This window comes from Brucella oryzae, assembly GCF_041929965.1.
In the GTDB taxonomy this organism is placed as follows: domain Bacteria; phylum Pseudomonadota; class Alphaproteobacteria; order Rhizobiales; family Rhizobiaceae; genus Brucella; species Brucella oryzae.
Window position 1 is genome coordinate 24,093 of sequence record NZ_JBHEEO010000006.1, and the last position, 16,452, is coordinate 40,544.

The window sequence follows — 16,452 nt, forward strand, 5'->3', positions numbered from 1 at the left end:
TACGAGTTCACGCGACGCGGCTGAGCTTTGCCGCTTCGCCACGCAGACGCGGCGTAATGGTGTTGGTGTACCATTCGAGGAACTGCATCACGCCGCCTTCATGTTCGACCGAGTAAGGGCCAGGCTGATAGGCGGGCGAGCGAATGCCAACCGCATTTTCCTCGACGATCTGCCGGTCCTGATCGTTGGTCTGGATCCAGACATGGGTCAGATCATCGAGATCGTAGTCCACGCCTTCGACAGCATCCTTGTGGACGAGCCATTTGGTGGTGACAAGCGTTTCCTCGGCGCTGAGCGGCAGAACACGGAAGGAAATTGCATGATCCGCCATCAGGTGGTTCCATGTCGACGGATAGTTGAACAGCAGCATTGCGCCGATATTCGTGTTGCCCGCCACCTGATCGCTCAAAGGCTTCTTGACTGCCGGCTTGCCGGACATGGTGTAGCTCACCGCGTCGCGCAGAAGCGGGATGCGGGTGATGCGATAGCGTCCATCCTCGGACATGCTGAATTCCGCCGGCAGGCCGACACTGGCGCAATTCTTCCAGAGCTGGTTGATTTCAGGGTCTTCCATTACGCCCTGTACACCGGTGGCCGACGGAGCTTCAGGATAGGTGCGGCAAAGCTCGGGATGGTTCGCGGCGCAGTGATAGCACTCGCGGTTGTTTTCCCAGACGAGCTTCCAATTGCCTTTTTCGACAATCGACATTTCGAAGGCCACCTTCGCATCCTTGATGTTGTGTGGCGCGAGATAGGGTTCGACCAGATTGCGGAAAGCTGTGAAATCAGGCGCTTCCTCGGCGACACAAACGTAGATATAGCCAGCGACGGTTTCGCAATGCACCGGCTTCAGGCCATATTCGGCAGGTTTGAAATCAGGGCCGACCTGACGCGCGAAGAGCAGGCGTCCGTCCAATTCATAGGTCCACTGATGATAAGGGCAGACGAGCTTTGCGGCGGTTCCCTTTTCAGCCGCGCAGATGCGCGAGCCGCGATGGCGGCAGGAATTGTGGAAGGCACGAATGCCGCCCTGCGCATCGCGAACGATGACGACAGGATAAGCGCCGATCTGGACGGTCATGTAGGAGCCGGTCTTCGGCAGCTCGCAATCATGGCCGACAAACAGCCAGTCCTTGTAGAAGATGTTCTCCAGATCGAGCTTGTAATAGTCGGGATCGGTGTAGAATTTCTGCTCCAGGCTGAAATTGGGGTCGCGCCCGGTCAACAGCCCCAGCATTTCGTTGCGAACGTCCATAGTATCGAACCCTTGCTTTCCAACTTGGACCAGCCTTCCGCTGTTCTCCCAGCGACCATAGCCAGATCCGGTGTTCCCTTTGTCTTCCGGAAGCACGGCTTGTCCCGTTATCTCAATGGCTTGCCCACATTTCCCGAGGTCTGTGAACTGGCTTCCGTTATCCTGATTCAATCACTGAACTATTCCAAACGCGCATTGGGATGCGACATGGTTTTCGCGTAAAGACGACACGCCAAAATTTCGCTTTTGCAGCGTGGCCGGATCTTTGCAAATGTGTGTTACAATCGCCTTCGGAGCGTTTCCGGGATTGCAAATTGGTTTAAAAGCCAGCTACCACGTCAACCACATCCCAATCTGTTTCATCCCATGGGAGGATCGGTGGCCATGAAACGTTCTGAAATCAACGAAATCATCCGCGAAAGCGACGCATTCATCCGCTCTTTCGGCTATATCATGCCGCCATTCGCTTATTGGTCGCCCGAGGAACTGAAGACGCGAACCTCTTCGGATGCACACGCCATCCGCGATGCGCGCCTCGGTTGGGATATTACGGACTACGGGCAGGGCAAGTTCGCTGATCTCGGCCTGTTCCTCTTCACCACGCGTAATGGCAATGCAGATGACCTCAAGCGCGGCGGCGGAATGCTCTATGCCGAAAAGATCATGATTTCGCGTGAAAATCAGCTTTCGCCCATGCATCGCCATGTGGTGAAGGCGGAAGACATCATCAATCGTGGCGGCGGCACGTTGGTGCTGGAACTGTTCAACTCGCTGCCGGACGGCAGTGTGGATGAGAAAACCGACGTGACGGTCGCAACCGATGGGCGTCTCGTGACGCAGAAAGCGGGCGCGCATTTGAAGCTGCAGCCGGGCGAGAGCGTGACACTGTTGCCGGGCAACTGGCATGCGTTCTGGGGCGAGGGCGGCGATGTGCTGATTGGTGAGGTTTCGACGGTCAATGACGACCTGACCGATAATATTTTCCGCGAGCCGATTGGCCGTTTCTCGAATATTGAAGAAAATGAGAAGCCACTGCATCTCCTGGTGTCCGACTACGACAAATGGCTGTGAGCCTACCGATATTTTGGTTCCGGCTGTCTGCAAATGGCGTTGTTTGATGCTTCCGGGTTGCATGTAACGTAACTGAACCTGGAAATCACTATAAGTTCTCGCGAAAGCAAACTGAAGGACTGAACATATGAAGCTGGCGATGATCGGAACGGGCTATGTGGGTCTGGTTTCGGGTGTGTGTTTTGCCGAATTCGGCTTTCACGTCACCTGCGTCGACAAGAACCCGTCGATCATCGAGCGGCTGAAGGCCGGGAAAGTCACCATCTTCGAACCGGGTCTCGATGAGCTGATGACCCGCAATATTCGCGATGGCCGGCTGGAGTTCAGTACCGATCTGCCGGCAAGTGTCGCGGACGCCGATGTCATCTTCATTGCCGTCGGCACGCCGTCCCGTCGCGGTGATGGCGAGGCGGACCTGCAATATATTGAAGCGGCTGCGGATGAAATTGCCGCCGCCATGAAACCGGGAGCCGTGGTCGTCATCAAGTCGACGGTCGTGGTCGGCACCAATGCGCGCATACGCGACCGCATCAAGGCTGCCAATCCGGGTGTTTCGTTCTCGATGGTGTCCAATCCGGAATTCCTGCGGGAAGGTTCGGCAATAGAGGATTTCATGCGACCCGACCGTGTTGTCGTCGGGGTGGAGGATGAGCGCGGCAGAACCGCGATGCAGCGCCTCTATCGTCCGCTTTACCTGCGTGAAACGCCGATGGTCGTCACGTCGCTGGAAAATGCGGAAATCATAAAATATGCGGCGAATGCCTTTCTCGCCATGAAGGTGACCTTCATCAACGAGGTTGCGGACCTTTGTGAGCGAACAGGCGGCAATGTGCAGGAAGTGGCCCGCGCCATCGGTATGGACAACCGCATCGGCTCGAAATTCCTGCATGCCGGTCCGGGCTTCGGCGGATCATGCTTCCCGAAGGACACGCGTGCCTTCGCTGCAACCGGCAAGAAATACGATGCGCCGCAATCGCTGATCGAGCAGGTCATTGCGGTCAATGAAGCGCGCAAGCAGTCCATGGCCGAACGGATTGTGACCGCCGCCAAGGAAAACGGTGCGGATACGGTCGCCGTTCTTGGCGTCGCCTTCAAGCCGAACACCGATGATATTCGCGAGTCTCCCGCGCTCGACATTATCGGGGCCATTCAGAAAGCGGGGATCAAGGTTCAGGCGCATGATCCGGAAGCCATGGATGCTGCCAAAGCAGTGCTTCCCGGTGTCGCCTGGTGCAATTCGGCTTATGAAGCGGCGAAGGGTGCGGGCGTCGTTGCCCTGTTGACCGAATGGAACGCCTATCGCGCGCTCGATCTGAAACGGCTGGCCCATGTCATGGCCGGAAATGTGCTGATCGATCTGCGCAATGTCTACAAGGCCGAGGACATTGCGGGCACCGGGCTGGATTATCGTTCCGTTGGACGGACGCTTCCAATCTGAGTGAAGTACTGGGGGAGTTTACTCCCCGGTTGTCAGCCGCTTCTTTTCATTGGCGATGAGCCAGAGATTGCGGATATAGACGACGAGGCCAAGTCCTTGGCCTGCGATGAAGACCGGGTCCTTGCGCTGGATCGCATAGATCAAAAGCAGCATGCCGCCGAAAAGCGAGAAGAACCAGAAGGCAACCGGCATGACGCTGCGTTTTGCCTTTTCGGATGCCAGCCATTGCACGACGAAGCGCATGGTGAAGCAGGCCTGTGCGACGAAGCCCAGCACGATCCAGCCGTCCCACTGCGCCACGAAAACCTCGTGCAGCCACTGTGACAGGCTGTTGAAAATATCAGTCATGGGTGATCTCTCTCACACGCGGAACGACTTTGCGGCGCTTCCGCAGCCACCAGACGCCATAAAGGTCGAGAATGCCGCGCACGCCGCGGTCCAGAATACCGTAATTGGATTTGCCGTGGCGGCGTTCGCGGTCGACCACATCGACATGCACCACATCATAGCCTTCGCGCAGCGCCAAGGCAGGCAGATAGCGGTGCCATCCGTCGAAGAACGGCAATTGCCGGAAAAGATCGGTGTGCAACGCTTTCAGGCCGCAGCCGGAATCGCGCGTCTTGTCCTTGAGGATCGCGCCGCGCAGATTGTTGGCAAAGCGTGATGAAAGCTGCTTGAGCTTGGTATCCGTGCGCTTGAGGCGCTGTCCGGCGGCAATGCCGTAGTCCGGTCCGGCCTTCATCAGGGCATCCGCCAGAACGGGGAGATAGGCAGGGTTGTTCTGCCCATCGCCATCCATGGTCACGACGATCTTGCCGCGTGCTGCGAAAACACCGGAGCGCACAGCGGCGCTCTGGCCTGACGACCGGTCATGGCGCAGATGGCGGAGCGGCTTGCCTGCATGGATGCGACCCGCGAGTACATCGCTGGTCGAGTCCGTCGAACCGTCGTCGACGACGATGACTTCATATGCGCGGCCCTGCATGGCGGCATCGACTTCATCCAGCAAAAAGGCGAGATTGTCGGCTTCGTTGCGGCAGGGGATAACCACAGAAATCGTCGGTGTTTCCAAGCGGAGTGTTCCTTTATTCCTCGCGCTATCTGCTTAAGCCCGGCTTCCTGCCCGGAAATCCGATAGCGCGCAAGGCGCGCTCCATAGCATTGATTGGATGGCAAAGCCAAGACGGTTCAAGTAATCGTGAGTTCCAGTGGATTGAATTTGACGTTTGAATCCCGGCTGACACATACGCTGTTTCAAACGTCAAATTCGAAAAATCCACTAGATACACATGTTTGCTCGTGGTCTTTTTGATTCCAACATTTGCTCAGCGCTTGAACCGAGGGATGCAAATGTTGGAATCAGACCACGAGCCCGGATAATAGTTCGATTGATCGGTTGACTGCCGTTTTCTAGCCGGACATCGCCGGATACGGAAGAGCTTCCGCCAGCCAATCCAGAAAATTCTGTGTCACCTGATGCCGGTTGACCTCGTTGAGGCTCTCATGGCGGGTGCCGGGCAGGATCGTGCATTGCACACGCTCGAAACCCATTTTCCGCATTCTGTCCGCCAGTCTGCGCACGGCGGCACCGTTTGCCGTTGCCGGGTCTTCCGCCCCACCCGTGAGATTGAACGGCATGTTGCGTGGAACTTCCGCGAAGTTTCGATTGTCGGCGCCGCGCCGGATCATGCGAAAAATATCGATCCACAGCGCGACACTGGCATCAAAGCCGCATAGCGGATCGGCGATATAGGCATCGACCTCCGCCGGGTCGTGCGAAAGCCAGTCGAATAATGTGCGGTGGCTTTTTATGGACCGGCCCCAGGCGCGGAAGGTCATTTTCGGCAGAATGCTGCTCGGAACGTCCGAGCCTTTCAGCATGCGCTCCATATAAAGAAGTGCAAGGGCCGCAGCGCTTTCCGCGCCGCCGTCAAAATTTGCGTTCCAGATGGCCGTCGCATCAATCGTGTTGGCGTAGTCCAGCACATAGTTCAGCGCAATCAGCCCGCCCATGGAATGTCCGAAAAGCACCACCGGCAGACCCAGATGGTTTTCGTGAATATGCCGGTTGAGCGCCCGCACGTCCTCAATAGCCACGGAATAGCCCTGCTTTTGTGCGAACATTCCCCTTGGCGCATGAACGCCGATATTGCTGCCGTGCCCGCGATGGTCGTGGATATAGACGTGGTAGCCCGCCGCGGCCAGGGCATAGGCAAAGCGCTCATAGCGCGCGGAATGTTCGGCAAGGCCATGGCATATCTGGACGACGGCTCGCGGTGTTTCGGCGCGAACGGTGCGGAATGGCAGTTCTGATCCGTCGGAAACGGCTAGATGATGAATGGTTTTGAATGTCATTTCGCCATTTGGTTTTATGCTGTGCAAATAGTCAATCGTCCCCGATGCGGCGTCGCTTAAACAGGCATTGGCGCAGGGCGTGAATGAAATTTAGGCAATTGCGTTTTTTGTGCAGATTCTGCTTGAAAAGCGAAAAAGCTTGGGCAAATCTAGCTTTGCAGACAGGGGTTTTGAAGGGCAATCAGGGGCGCTTAAAAAGAGATTTTACGTCATAATTTGCAGGCCGTCCGATGAAAGGGAGGAAACTTTCGCGGATGGTGGCCAGAGGGGAAACCGGGTGACGGAAATATCCGCGCCCGGTTTCATTCTTTTCGTCTCAACTTTCAGTTGCAAGCCCCGGCTGGCCATGCCCCAGGACATCGATGTTTTGCGCGATGCCGTTTGCGTCCGCTCTCTATTTGGCCTACATACGCGTCAGTAATTTCCGCACGGTTCGGCTTCGTTTGAACCCGCCCGCGCTTTCCAACCCGTGGAGACGACGCGCTTTATGGCACGCCAGTTCATTTATCACATGTCCGGCCTCAACAAGGCTTATGGCAACAAGAAGATTCTGGAGAATATACATCTCTCCTTCTATCCCGACGCGAAGATCGGTATTCTCGGTCCGAACGGTGCGGGTAAGTCGACCGTTCTCAAGATCATGGCCGGTCTCGACAAGGAATATACCGGCGAGGCATGGCTCGCGGAGGGCGCTACCTGCGGTTATCTCCCGCAGGAGCCGGAGCTCGATCCGTCGAAGGACGTGCTCGGCAATGTGATGGAAGGCGTTGCCGCCAAGAAGGCCATCATCGACCGCTACAATGAGTTGATGATGAACTATTCCGACGAGACGGCAGATGAAGGCGCGAAGCTTCAGGACATCATCGACAGCCAGAACCTGTGGGATCTGGAAAGCCAGGTCGAGATGGCCATGGAAGCGCTGCGTTGCCCTCCGGGCGATGCCGACGTGACCAAGCTTTCGGGCGGTGAAAAGCGTCGCGTGGCGCTGTGCAAGCTTCTGCTTTCCAAGCCCGACCTGCTGCTTCTCGACGAACCGACCAACCATCTGGACGCCGAAACGACCGCCTGGCTTGAAAAACACCTGCGTGAATATCCGGGTTCGGTGCTGATCATCACCCACGACCGTTACTTCCTCGATAATGTGACGGGCTGGATTCTCGAACTCGATCGCGGTCGCGGCATTCCTTACGAAGGCAATTATTCCGCCTATCTGGAAGCCAAGGCCAAGCGCATGGCGCAGGAAGGCCGCGAAGAAGCTGCCCGTGAAAAGGCGCTGTCGCGCGAACGCGAGTGGATTTCCGCAAGCCCTAAGGCGCGTCAGGCAAAGTCCAAGGCGCGTATCAAGGCCTATGACGAACTGGTCAAGAGCGCGGAAGAACGTCGCCCCGGCGATGCGCAGATCATTATCCCGGTCGGCGAGCGCCTCGGTCAGGTGGTCATCGAGGTTGACGGCCTGTCGAAAGGCTATGGCGACCGCCTGCTGATCGACGATCTTTCCTTCAAGCTGCCGGCGGGTGGCATTGTCGGCGTGATCGGCCCGAACGGCGCCGGTAAATCGACGCTGTTCAAGATGCTGACGGGACAGGAACAGCCGGATAACGGTTCGGTTCGCATCGGTGACACGGTTCATCTTTCCTATGTCGACCAGAGCCGCGACGCGCTTGATGCCAACAAGACCGTATGGGAAGAGATTTCCGGCGGCAATGACGTCATCAAGCTCGGCAAGTTTGAAATGAACAGTCGCGCCTATTGCGGTGCGTTCAACTTCAAGGGCGGCGACCAGCAGCAGAAAGTCGGCAATCTTTCCGGCGGTCAGCGCAATCGCGTTCACCTTGCCAAGATGCTGAAGTCCGGCGGCAATGTTTTGCTGCTCGACGAGCCGACCAACGATCTCGACACCGAAACGCTCGGCGCGCTTGAAGATGCGCTGGAAAATTTCGCTGGCTGCGCCGTTATCATCAGCCACGATCGTATGTTCCTCGACCGTCTGGCAACGCATATCCTCGCATTCGAAGGCGATAGCCATGTCGAATGGTTCGAAGGCAACTTCGAGGACTATGAAGCCGACAAGATTCGTCGTCTTGGACCGGATAGCGTCAACCCGAAACGGGTGACCTACAAGCCGCTCACACGGTAAGGTTCGAGATGTTCAGGCTCTGGCGGTCGGCAAATGGCGTGGTTCTGCGCTTCCGGTGCTCACGTACGCAAAGTACGCTCCGCTCCGGTTCTCGAACCTCACCATTTTCGTCTCGCCATAGCCAGAACCTCAACGAACCTTTGGCGCTTTAAAGTTAAGGCCGGTGCATCGCACCGGCCTTTTTTATTTGATGAAGGGAAACATGATGAAAGACTGGTCCGCCAATCAATATCTGAAGTTTGAAGATGAGCGAAGCCGCCCGGCGCGTGATCTTCTGGCCCAGATACCGGTCGACAGGCCGCGCAGGGTTGTCGATATCGGCTGCGGACCGGGTAATTCGACGGAGCTTCTGGTTGAGCGTTGGCCGGATGCGGATGTTTCCGGCTTCGACACATCGCCTGATATGATCGAGAAGGCCAAAGCTCGCCTGCCGAAAGTTGATTTCACTATCGGCGATGTGGCGAGCTATGAGCCGGATGCGGAAACCGATGTTCTCTTCTCCAATGCTGTTTTCCAGTGGTTGCCGGATCATATCGAGCAGATGAAACGCCTCTTGTCGCTACTTCGTCCCGGCGCGGTGCTGGCGGTTCAGATGCCGGATAACATGGGTGAACCTACCCATGTCGGTATGCGTGACGTTGCCAAAACAGAGGCCTTCGTCACCAAGATCGGCACAAAGGGCAGGGGACTTCTGCCCCCGGTGATGGAATATTATAACGCGCTCGCCGGTCAGGCCGCTCGGCTGGATATATGGCATACGGTCTATAATCATCCGCTGGATAGCGTGGATGCCATTGTGGAATGGGTGAAGGGGACAGGATTGCGGCCGTTTCTCGATCCACTCGATGAACAGGAGCAAGCCGACTATCTGAAGGCTTACAAAGCGAGGATCACGCCGCATTATCCGGCGGCTGTCGATGGGAAAGTCCTGCTGCGTTTCCCGCGTATTTTCCTGGTCGTTCAGAAGAAATAATTGCCCGAAAAATCGCTCTACACGGGGAATTGATTGATCGTCCGTGTAGAGTGATTTGATAATTTTGTAATTACTTCAATGATTTACGTTGATGGCTCATTGTACGGCAATATCAATTATGTCTTTTAGTAATTTCTCATATTAGAATAGATTGCATGCAAACGATTTTGTTCCTATGGTCTGTCCGCATCCTGAAGCCGCTCTAGATATGGAGCCGTCATGATCGCAACGCCACGATGCGCGCCATCCCGTTGCGATTGCGTTCAGGAGGCCGGTTTCGATGCTCTTGCTCCGTTTTATTTTTCAATGGGAATGAACGCCGAGGCCGCCGGTTCAAGGACTGTTTCAGGCGTTTTTGCGTCTTTGCAATTGATCCGAACAGCATGATTTCGACTGGGAGGACATTTCAAATGCAAGCCCTGCTTTCCGGTTGAATGCGGTTCGTAGTTTTATGTTTATGAAGTGAAACAATCGCCGATTTCGGTAATCCCTGCTTGGGATCGGCGCTTGCAGGCTGTTTCAGAACCGCCTGCTATCGGGAGTTTTCAGAATGAATAATGCAGAAATGCATGCTGACGCCAATGGCGAGGTCGAAGCGGCACATGATGCCCATGACACGCGCCGCCGCGTCTTTGCCATCGTGGCCAGCGCATCGGGTAATCTAGTGGAGTGGTACGATTTTTATGTCTATTCCTTCGGTGCGCTTTATTTCGCATCGCAGTTTTTCCCTGCCGAGGATCAGACCAGCCAGTTGTTGAATGCAGCTGCGATTTTTGCCGCTGGCTTCCTGATGCGCCCCATCGGCGGCTGGCTGTTCGGCCGCATCGCCGACAAGCTCGGTCGCCGCACATCCATGCTGATTTCGGTTACGATGATGTGCCTTGGCTCATTCGCCATTGCCATTTTGCCGACCTATGAGAGCATCGGCATTCTGGCACCATTCCTGCTGCTGATCGTTCGTTTGCTGCAAGGCCTTTCGGTGGGCGGCGAATACGGCACCACCGCTACCTATATGAGTGAGGTGGCGCTGGCCGGGCGTCGCGGTTTCTTTTCCTCGTTCCAGTATGTCACGCTGATCGGCGGCCAGCTGCTTGCAGTTCTGGTGATCGTGGTGCTGCAGTTCTTCCTGACAGCGGACGAGCTTCATGCATGGGGCTGGCGCATTCCCTTCGCCATTGGCGGCGTTGCGGCCATCGTCGCGCTTTTCCTGCGGCGAACACTTCATGAAACCTCCACGGAAGAAACCCGCGCCAACAAGGCAGCAGGCAGCTTCGCCAATATCTGGAAGAACCATCGCAAGGCCTTTCTTGTCGTCGTTGGCTTCACGGCTGGCGGTTCGCTCGCCTTCTATACCTTCACTACCTATATGCAGAAATATCTGGTCAACACCGCTGGCATGAGCAAGGAAACTGCCAGCGAAACCATGACCTTTGTGTTGTTGGCCTATATGTTGATGCAGCCGCTCTTCGGCGCGTTGTCCGACAGGATCGGCCGCAAAACGATGATGATCGGCTTTGGCGGCATTTCGATCCTGACCACAATCCCGCTTATGACGTTGATTGGTTCGGTGCAGAGCTCGACCTTGGCATTCATCTATATCGTGATCGCTCTGGCGGTTGTCAGCATGTACACCTCGATCAGCGGCATCGTGAAGGCCGAATTGTTCCCGGCGGAAGTTCGGGCGCTGGGTGTCGGATTTTCTTACGCCATTGCCAATGCAATCTTCGGGGGCACGGCTGAATATGTGGCGCTATGGTTCAAGAAGCAGGGCATGGAAAGCGGCTTCTTCTGGTATGTGACCGTAATGATGGTGGTTGTCTTTGTCGTCAGCCTTCTCATGCCGAACCCGCGTAAACACGGCTATTTGCAAGGTCACGGTACAGAGTAATCCGTGTTCTCCTGCCTATTAAAACGCCGCCTCCGGGCGGCGTTTTCACATCTCCACCGCTTCGTTGTCTTCCGGCGACAGGAGCCGCGTCGCGCGCCATTCGGTCAGCTTGGCGTTGATCGCGTCCAGCACGAAGAAGCGCGCCGAATCCTTGTCATATCCATCATCGCGCAACACATCGTAGTCGGTATGCGTGTGGCGCACATGCGCGACCGTCGCCAGCCAGACGGCAGTCGAGGGCGGCAGCGTCTTCATATGGGGGCTGAGCGCTGCAGCACGGATCGGCTCGGAATCCGAATAGGGCACTGCCGGAAGCAGGAGCGTCAGCGATTTGGCGATTGCCTTCTGGCGCATTGTGCCTGCACGCATGGCTTGTCCTTACCGTAAGTTTTTGTGTGCGAATCCTTCGCTCGTTTCATTCTGCCACGAAAATCACTTGCGCAGAAATCGCTTTCCATATAAACATATCTTTATATCTTTACGGATTGCCGTAGATGAAGTGCTGGATCAACAAAGAGCGGAAGGCATGGCCGGTTTGCAACTGCAACTCGATCTGATGGTGGATGTGCTGAAAGCGGTGGCTGAACCCAGCCGCTTGCGCATTCTGGCGCTTCTTTCACGCGGTGATCTCACTGTTTCCGATCTCACGACGATCTTGGGGCAGTCCCAGCCGCGCGTTTCGCGGCATCTGAAGCTACTTGCAGAAGCCGATCTCATCGATCGCTATCAGGAAGGCGCGTGGGCTTATTTTCGTCTCGCGGACAATGCGATCAGCGGCGATCTTGCGCGAGGGCTTCTGGCGCGGCTCGACAAGGCGGATGCGCTGGTTGAGCGTGACATGGAACGGCTGTCGCAGGTGAAGTCCAGTCGTCAGGAAAAGGCTGCCGCCTATTTCAGCGCCAATGCCGGGAGCTGGGATCAGATTCGCAGACTGCATGTTTCCGAGAATGCGGTCGAAGTGACCCTCAAAAAGGTTATCGGTGACAAGCCGTTTCAGGCCATGCTGGATGTCGGCACGGGCACTGGCCGGTTACTGGAGCTTTTTGCCCCGCTTTACATTCGTGGTGTCGGCATCGACATCAATCGTGACATGCTGACTGTGGCGCGAGCCAATCTCGACCTTGCAGCCATCGGCAATGCGCAGGTTCGGCAGGGCGATGTCTACGCGTTGCCTGTCGAGCGTGAAAGCTTCGATCTGGTGACTATTCATCAGGTTCTGCACTTCCTTGATGATCCGCTTGCTGCCATTCGTGAAGCGGCGCGGGCCTTGCGCCCCGATGGGCGGCTGCTGATCGTGGATTTCGCACCGCACAAGCTCGAATTCCTGCGCGAGGAACACGCGCATTTGCGTCTTGGCTTCAGCGACGAGCAGATGCTGGGCTGGATGAGAGAGGCCGGTCTTGAGCCGGAAAAAACACTGGAACTGGAGCCGAAGGCGGCCAATGGAGACGAAGGGCTGACAGTGAAGCTGTGGCTTGCCCGCGATCCGCGCCTTCTCATTGCCGATCCGGCTTCGCATGTCTCCCAAAAGCAGGAACCGCCTTCGCGGGGAAATCAGTCCACTGGACTGATTTCTGATCCCGCTACGATGGGATAAAGACATGCGACAAAAACAGACAATAAGCATGACGGAGACAGTTTGATGGGTTTTTACGGTCTTTCCCGCCGACCGGATGTTGGCCAGACCACCCGGGTATCGTTTGAATTTTTCCCGCCCAAGTCGGAGGAAATGGAACAGCGTCTCTGGGATACGGTGACGCGGCTTGCTCCGCTGCAGCCTGAATTCGTCTCCGTGACCTATGGTGCCGGAGGCTCTACGCGTGAACGCACTGCACGTACCGTGGCGCGCATCCTCAAGGAAACCGATATCAAGCCAGCAGCGCATCTGACCTGCGTGGATGCGACACGCGAGGAAGTCGACCGCGTCGTGCGTGAGTTCGCAGCTCTCGGTGTCAACCGTTTCGTGGCGCTGCGTGGCGATCCGGCAGCCGGTATTGGCGAAAAATATGTACCGACGCCGGGTGGTTATCAGAACGGCGCCGAACTGGTCGGTGGATTGCGCAACATCGCGGATTTCGACATTTCAGTTTCCGCCTATCCGGAAAAGCATCCGGAAAGCCCGGATTTTGCGACCGATATCGATATGCTGAAGCGCAAGGTCGATAATGGAGCGACGCGCGCCATCACCCAGTTCTTCTTCGAGAACGATCTTTACGAGCGTTATGTCGAACGCGTTCGCCGTGCAGGTATCTATATCCCGATCGTTCCAGGTGTCCTGCCGGTGCATAATTTCAAGCAGGTCAAAAATTTCTGCGCGCGGTCGGCGACCCATATTCCAAGTTGGCTGGCGGAACGTTTCGACGGACTGGACAATGATCCGCAGACGCATCAGCTGGTTGCAGCCGCGATTGCCGCCGAACAGGTGATGGATCTGATCGAACGCGGCGTGCAGGATTTCCATTTCTACACGATGAATCGCGCCGATCTGCCTTTTGCGATCTGTCACATGATCGGCATAAGGCCGAAGACGGAAGCCGCTCTGGAGGTTGCCTGAAACAAACGAAAGCCCGGCGGTGACGCCGGGCTTTCTTGTTTTCGCGCGGGTCGGCCTATCCTCAAAACCGAAGCCGCCGTAATGGTTTAGGCTAATTCCCCTTAAAGCGTATCTCGCTTTAAGCTTTTGTTTTCATGCATGTCTTTATCCCAAAACCGGTTTCCACTTTTGGGAGACATGCATCAAGGGATGACGCCTGCTATCAACGCTGCAACAAATGCAAATGCCGCACAGATCATGAGGACATTCAAAGATCGCGTAAGTCCCATTGGTCTGTCTCCTTCATATACGCCCGGCTGACCGGACGCGCGCTGGTAGGAAGCCCGAATCTAAGCGCAAAACGTCTCGAACAAAAGAAGATTTCGTGCTGCAATCTGCCGTGATGGAGAAATAAACCTATCGTTTACCACCTAAACTATTGAAATATTTGACTAGAAAAATTTATTCACATTTCATGAAAAAGACACCGAACTGCCACTTTTGGTGCTGTTTTCGCCGCACTTGCCACAGGTTTTTTGACATGTTTTTTGCGTTTTTTAGCGAATTAACGCCAAATATGCCGATAAGGTGAGGATAGATATCACGGTTGAATAGAGGATGACGTTGGAGGTTATCGCCGCCTCGCGACGATAATGTTCGGCCAGCATGAAGGGGCCTGTGCCGGTCGGAAGTGCTGCAAGGAGAGCAGCGCTTTGCGCGAGCAGGGGAGGCAGTCCGAATACATAGACGGCCAGCAGCCAGGTTGCGAGCGGCTGGATGATGAGCTTGACCGAAACGAGAAAAGCGATGGCATTGACGCTTTCGCGTTCGATCTTGCGCGGCTGGGCGAGGAACAGGCCAAGCGCCACCAGCGCGCAAGGGGATGCGGCGCCACCGAGCATCTTCAGGAAGGTTTCAGCCGGGGCCGGGATGGCTAGCCCCAGAAAGGACACCATGGCACCAAGTGCGGGAGCGACAAGCAGCGGATTGCGGATCAGCGAGCGCAGAACCTTCCAGACGAGGCGAAGTGGTTTCTTTTCGGTCTGCAGGCCGATTTCGATCAGCACGATTGCGAAAGCAAAGGTGACGCAGACGGTGATGATGATCGAAATGGTAGTCGCTGCCAAAACGCCGGAGCCGAAGGCGATCATCGAAAGCGGGATGCCCATATAGCCGGTATTCGGATAGGCGGCGTTCAAGCCGTCAAGCGCGGTATCCGCCAGAGGCAGTTTTCCGCGCAGCCGCACCAGAAAGGGCAAAGCGAAAGCAATGGCGCTTGAAAGCAGAAACACGGTGATGAAACCCGGCTGCCAGAGCTCGCTTCCGTGGGTATTGGCCATGATGTCGAAGAGAAGGGCGGGCAGCGCCAGATAGACGACGAAACGGTTCAGCTCCGCTATCGCATGAGGCCCGAGTATTTTCAGCTTGAAGGCACCCCACCCGGAGAAAATCAGCGCAAATACGGGCAGGACGACGATCAGGGTGGTGAGCATGAGGCGCATTTCATTTCAGGAAAGGAAAAGGCGCGGGTTTTGAAGACCGCGCCTTGTCGAATATCAGAGCTTGTTGAGCAGCTCCTGTGTCGGCCATGAATCGGCCGGCATTCCAAGGCGCATCTGTTCGGCGCGCACAGCATCGCGGGTTAGGAGACCGAACACACCGTCGATCTTTCCGCCCATGTCGTAACCGCGGGCCTGAAGCTTGGTCTGGAGCTCCTTAAGCTGCTCCTGCGTCAAGCCCGGAACCGGGTTGCCCGGATCGAAGGCAGGTGCACCGGCCAGACGGGTCGCGAAATAAGCGGCGGTTGTGGCGTAGACGATGGACTTGTTCCATTCCACGAACACATCGAAGTTGGGATAGGAGAGGAAAGCCGGTCCCTTGCGGCCAAGCGGCAGCAGGAGCGATGCGTCGCCATCATCCGGGCCGAGTGGACCGTTGAGGCCCGTTACGCCTTGCTCAGCCCACCAGGAATGCGGCTTGCGGTTAGTACGGATCGCTTCTTCCCAAGGCAGATCCTTGGTCAGGCGAACTTCCTCCAGCCAGGGCTGGCCACGCTTCCAGCCAAGTTCTGAAATCATGCGACCCGCGGTCATCATGGCATCGGGAACGCTGTTCTTCAGATCGACCTTGCCGTCGCCGTCGCCATCGACGCCACGTTCAAGATAATCCTTCGGCAGAAGCTGCATCATGCCGATTTCGCCAGCCCATGCGCCGGTTGTCGCTGCATCGACGACGCCCTGATCGAATAGCTTGAGAAGGGCGATCAACTGCGGGCGGAACAGGTCTGGACGGCGGCAGTCGTAGGAGAGGGTAACGAGCGCATTCAGCGTGTCGAAATCGCCCTGAATGGCACCATAGTCGGTTTCAAGCCCCCAGAAGGCAGCAAGCACTGGCCCCGGAACGCCATAGGTATCTTCGACCTTCTTGAAGACATCGGCATATTTGGCCAGATTTTCGCGGCCTTTTTTCAGGCGCGCTTCCGAGATGAGGCGCTTGGAAAATTCGGTGAAAGTCAGGTTGAAAACAGTCTGCTTGCGGTCGCGATCAAGCACCTTTTGCTCAAGCATGGCTTTGTGCAGTTCGGCGATGCCCTTTTCGCCGACGCCGGCGTCACGGGCTTCCTTGGTCAGATTGTCCATCCACTGGCCGTAATCGATCTCGCATTCCGGCTTGGGAAGATTGACGGTGTTTTCAGTTGGCGTCGCAGCGGGCGCGGGAGACGCGGCAGCCTGTGCATGGGACATGGCTGTCGATGCAAGCAAGGCGGCTGCGATAACTGAAGCAAAAAACTTCATTGGTAAC

The 16,452-nt window shown here is 56.2% G+C and carries 14 protein-coding genes; 7 read left to right on the forward strand and 7 right to left on the reverse strand.

What is annotated here, in order from left to right; genetic code table 11:
* Nucleotides 1-7: 7 nt before the first annotated feature.
* Nucleotides 8-1,255, reverse strand: a complete 1,248-nt coding sequence (locus JNC70_RS07770; RefSeq protein ID WP_104756202.1) for an aromatic ring-hydroxylating oxygenase subunit alpha — start codon at nt 1,253-1,255, stop codon at nt 8-10.
* Between the two features lie 384 nt (nt 1,256-1,639).
* On the opposite strand from JNC70_RS07770, the gene JNC70_RS07775 reads away from it, so the two are divergent.
* Entirely contained in the window at nt 1,640-2,326 is a 687-nt protein-coding gene (locus JNC70_RS07775; protein WP_104756201.1) for a D-lyxose/D-mannose family sugar isomerase, read from the forward strand.
* A gap of 127 nt (nt 2,327-2,453) precedes the next feature.
* Nucleotides 2,454-3,764, forward strand: a complete 1,311-nt coding sequence (locus tag JNC70_RS07780) for a UDP-glucose dehydrogenase family protein (protein WP_104756200.1) — start codon at nt 2,454-2,456, stop codon at nt 3,762-3,764.
* Nucleotides 3,765-3,782: 18 nt separating this feature from the next.
* Here JNC70_RS07780 and JNC70_RS07785 read toward each other — a convergent pair whose 3' ends face one another.
* From JNC70_RS07785 to JNC70_RS07795, 3 genes are all read right to left on the reverse strand, one after another.
* Nucleotides 3,783-4,112, reverse strand: a complete 330-nt coding sequence (locus JNC70_RS07785; protein ID WP_104756199.1) for a lipid-A-disaccharide synthase N-terminal domain-containing protein — start codon at nt 4,110-4,112, stop codon at nt 3,783-3,785.
* Nucleotides 4,105-4,836, reverse strand: coding sequence for a glycosyltransferase family 2 protein (locus JNC70_RS07790; protein ID WP_104756198.1), 732 nt, complete (start codon nt 4,834-4,836; stop codon nt 4,105-4,107). Before JNC70_RS07790 ends, JNC70_RS07785 begins: the two co-directional genes overlap by 8 nt.
* A gap of 338 nt (nt 4,837-5,174) precedes the next feature.
* Nucleotides 5,175-6,119 (reverse strand): alpha/beta fold hydrolase, encoded by a 945-nt coding sequence (locus JNC70_RS07795; RefSeq protein ID WP_104756197.1) that lies wholly within the window; start codon nt 6,117-6,119, stop codon nt 5,175-5,177.
* 487 nt (nt 6,120-6,606) lie between these two features.
* Between JNC70_RS07795 and ettA the strand changes: the two genes are divergently transcribed.
* The 3 genes from ettA to JNC70_RS07810 all read left to right on the forward strand — a co-directional run bounded on the left by ettA (nt 6,607) and on the right by JNC70_RS07810 (nt 11,117).
* Entirely contained in the window at nt 6,607-8,256 is a 1,650-nt protein-coding gene (gene ettA / locus JNC70_RS07800) for an energy-dependent translational throttle protein EttA (protein ID WP_104756196.1), read from the forward strand.
* Between the two features lie 205 nt (nt 8,257-8,461).
* Entirely contained in the window at nt 8,462-9,229 is a 768-nt protein-coding gene (gene tam / locus JNC70_RS07805; protein ID WP_104756195.1) for a trans-aconitate 2-methyltransferase, read from the forward strand.
* A 550-nt stretch (nt 9,230-9,779) separates the two neighbouring features.
* On the forward strand, nt 9,780-11,117 hold the full coding sequence (locus JNC70_RS07810; protein ID WP_104756194.1) for an MFS family transporter: 1,338 nt from the start codon (nt 9,780-9,782) through the stop codon (nt 11,115-11,117).
* Nucleotides 11,118-11,162: 45 nt separating this feature from the next.
* Here the strand turns inward: JNC70_RS07810 and JNC70_RS07815 are convergent, their stop codons facing one another.
* Complete coding sequence (locus JNC70_RS07815; RefSeq protein WP_104756193.1) at nt 11,163-11,486, reverse strand: DUF2293 domain-containing protein; 324 nt, start codon at nt 11,484-11,486, stop codon at nt 11,163-11,165.
* A gap of 157 nt (nt 11,487-11,643) precedes the next feature.
* Here JNC70_RS07815 and JNC70_RS07820 point away from each other — a divergent pair, with 157 nt between their 5' ends.
* Nucleotides 11,644-12,714 carry an ArsR/SmtB family transcription factor gene (locus tag JNC70_RS07820; RefSeq protein WP_104756192.1) on the forward strand — a complete coding sequence of 357 codons (1,071 nt, stop codon included), beginning with the start codon at nt 11,644-11,646 and terminating at the stop codon, nt 12,712-12,714.
* A 45-nt stretch (nt 12,715-12,759) separates the two neighbouring features.
* Nucleotides 12,760-13,671 (forward strand): methylenetetrahydrofolate reductase [NAD(P)H], encoded by a 912-nt coding sequence (metF, locus tag JNC70_RS07825; RefSeq protein ID WP_104756191.1) that lies wholly within the window; start codon nt 12,760-12,762, stop codon nt 13,669-13,671.
* Between the two features lie 536 nt (nt 13,672-14,207).
* On the opposite strand, the gene JNC70_RS07830 is transcribed toward metF, so the two are convergent.
* Both JNC70_RS07830 and JNC70_RS07835 read right to left on the reverse strand, forming a co-directional pair.
* Nucleotides 14,208-15,143 carry an AEC family transporter gene (locus tag JNC70_RS07830; protein ID WP_104756219.1) on the reverse strand — a complete coding sequence of 312 codons (936 nt, stop codon included), beginning with the start codon at nt 15,141-15,143 and terminating at the stop codon, nt 14,208-14,210.
* 63 nt (nt 15,144-15,206) lie between these two features.
* Nucleotides 15,207-16,445: a lytic murein transglycosylase gene (locus JNC70_RS07835; protein ID WP_104756190.1), complete on the reverse strand. Its 1,239-nt coding sequence runs from the start codon at nt 16,443-16,445 to the stop codon at nt 15,207-15,209.
* Between the last annotated feature and the right edge of the window lie 7 nt (nt 16,446-16,452).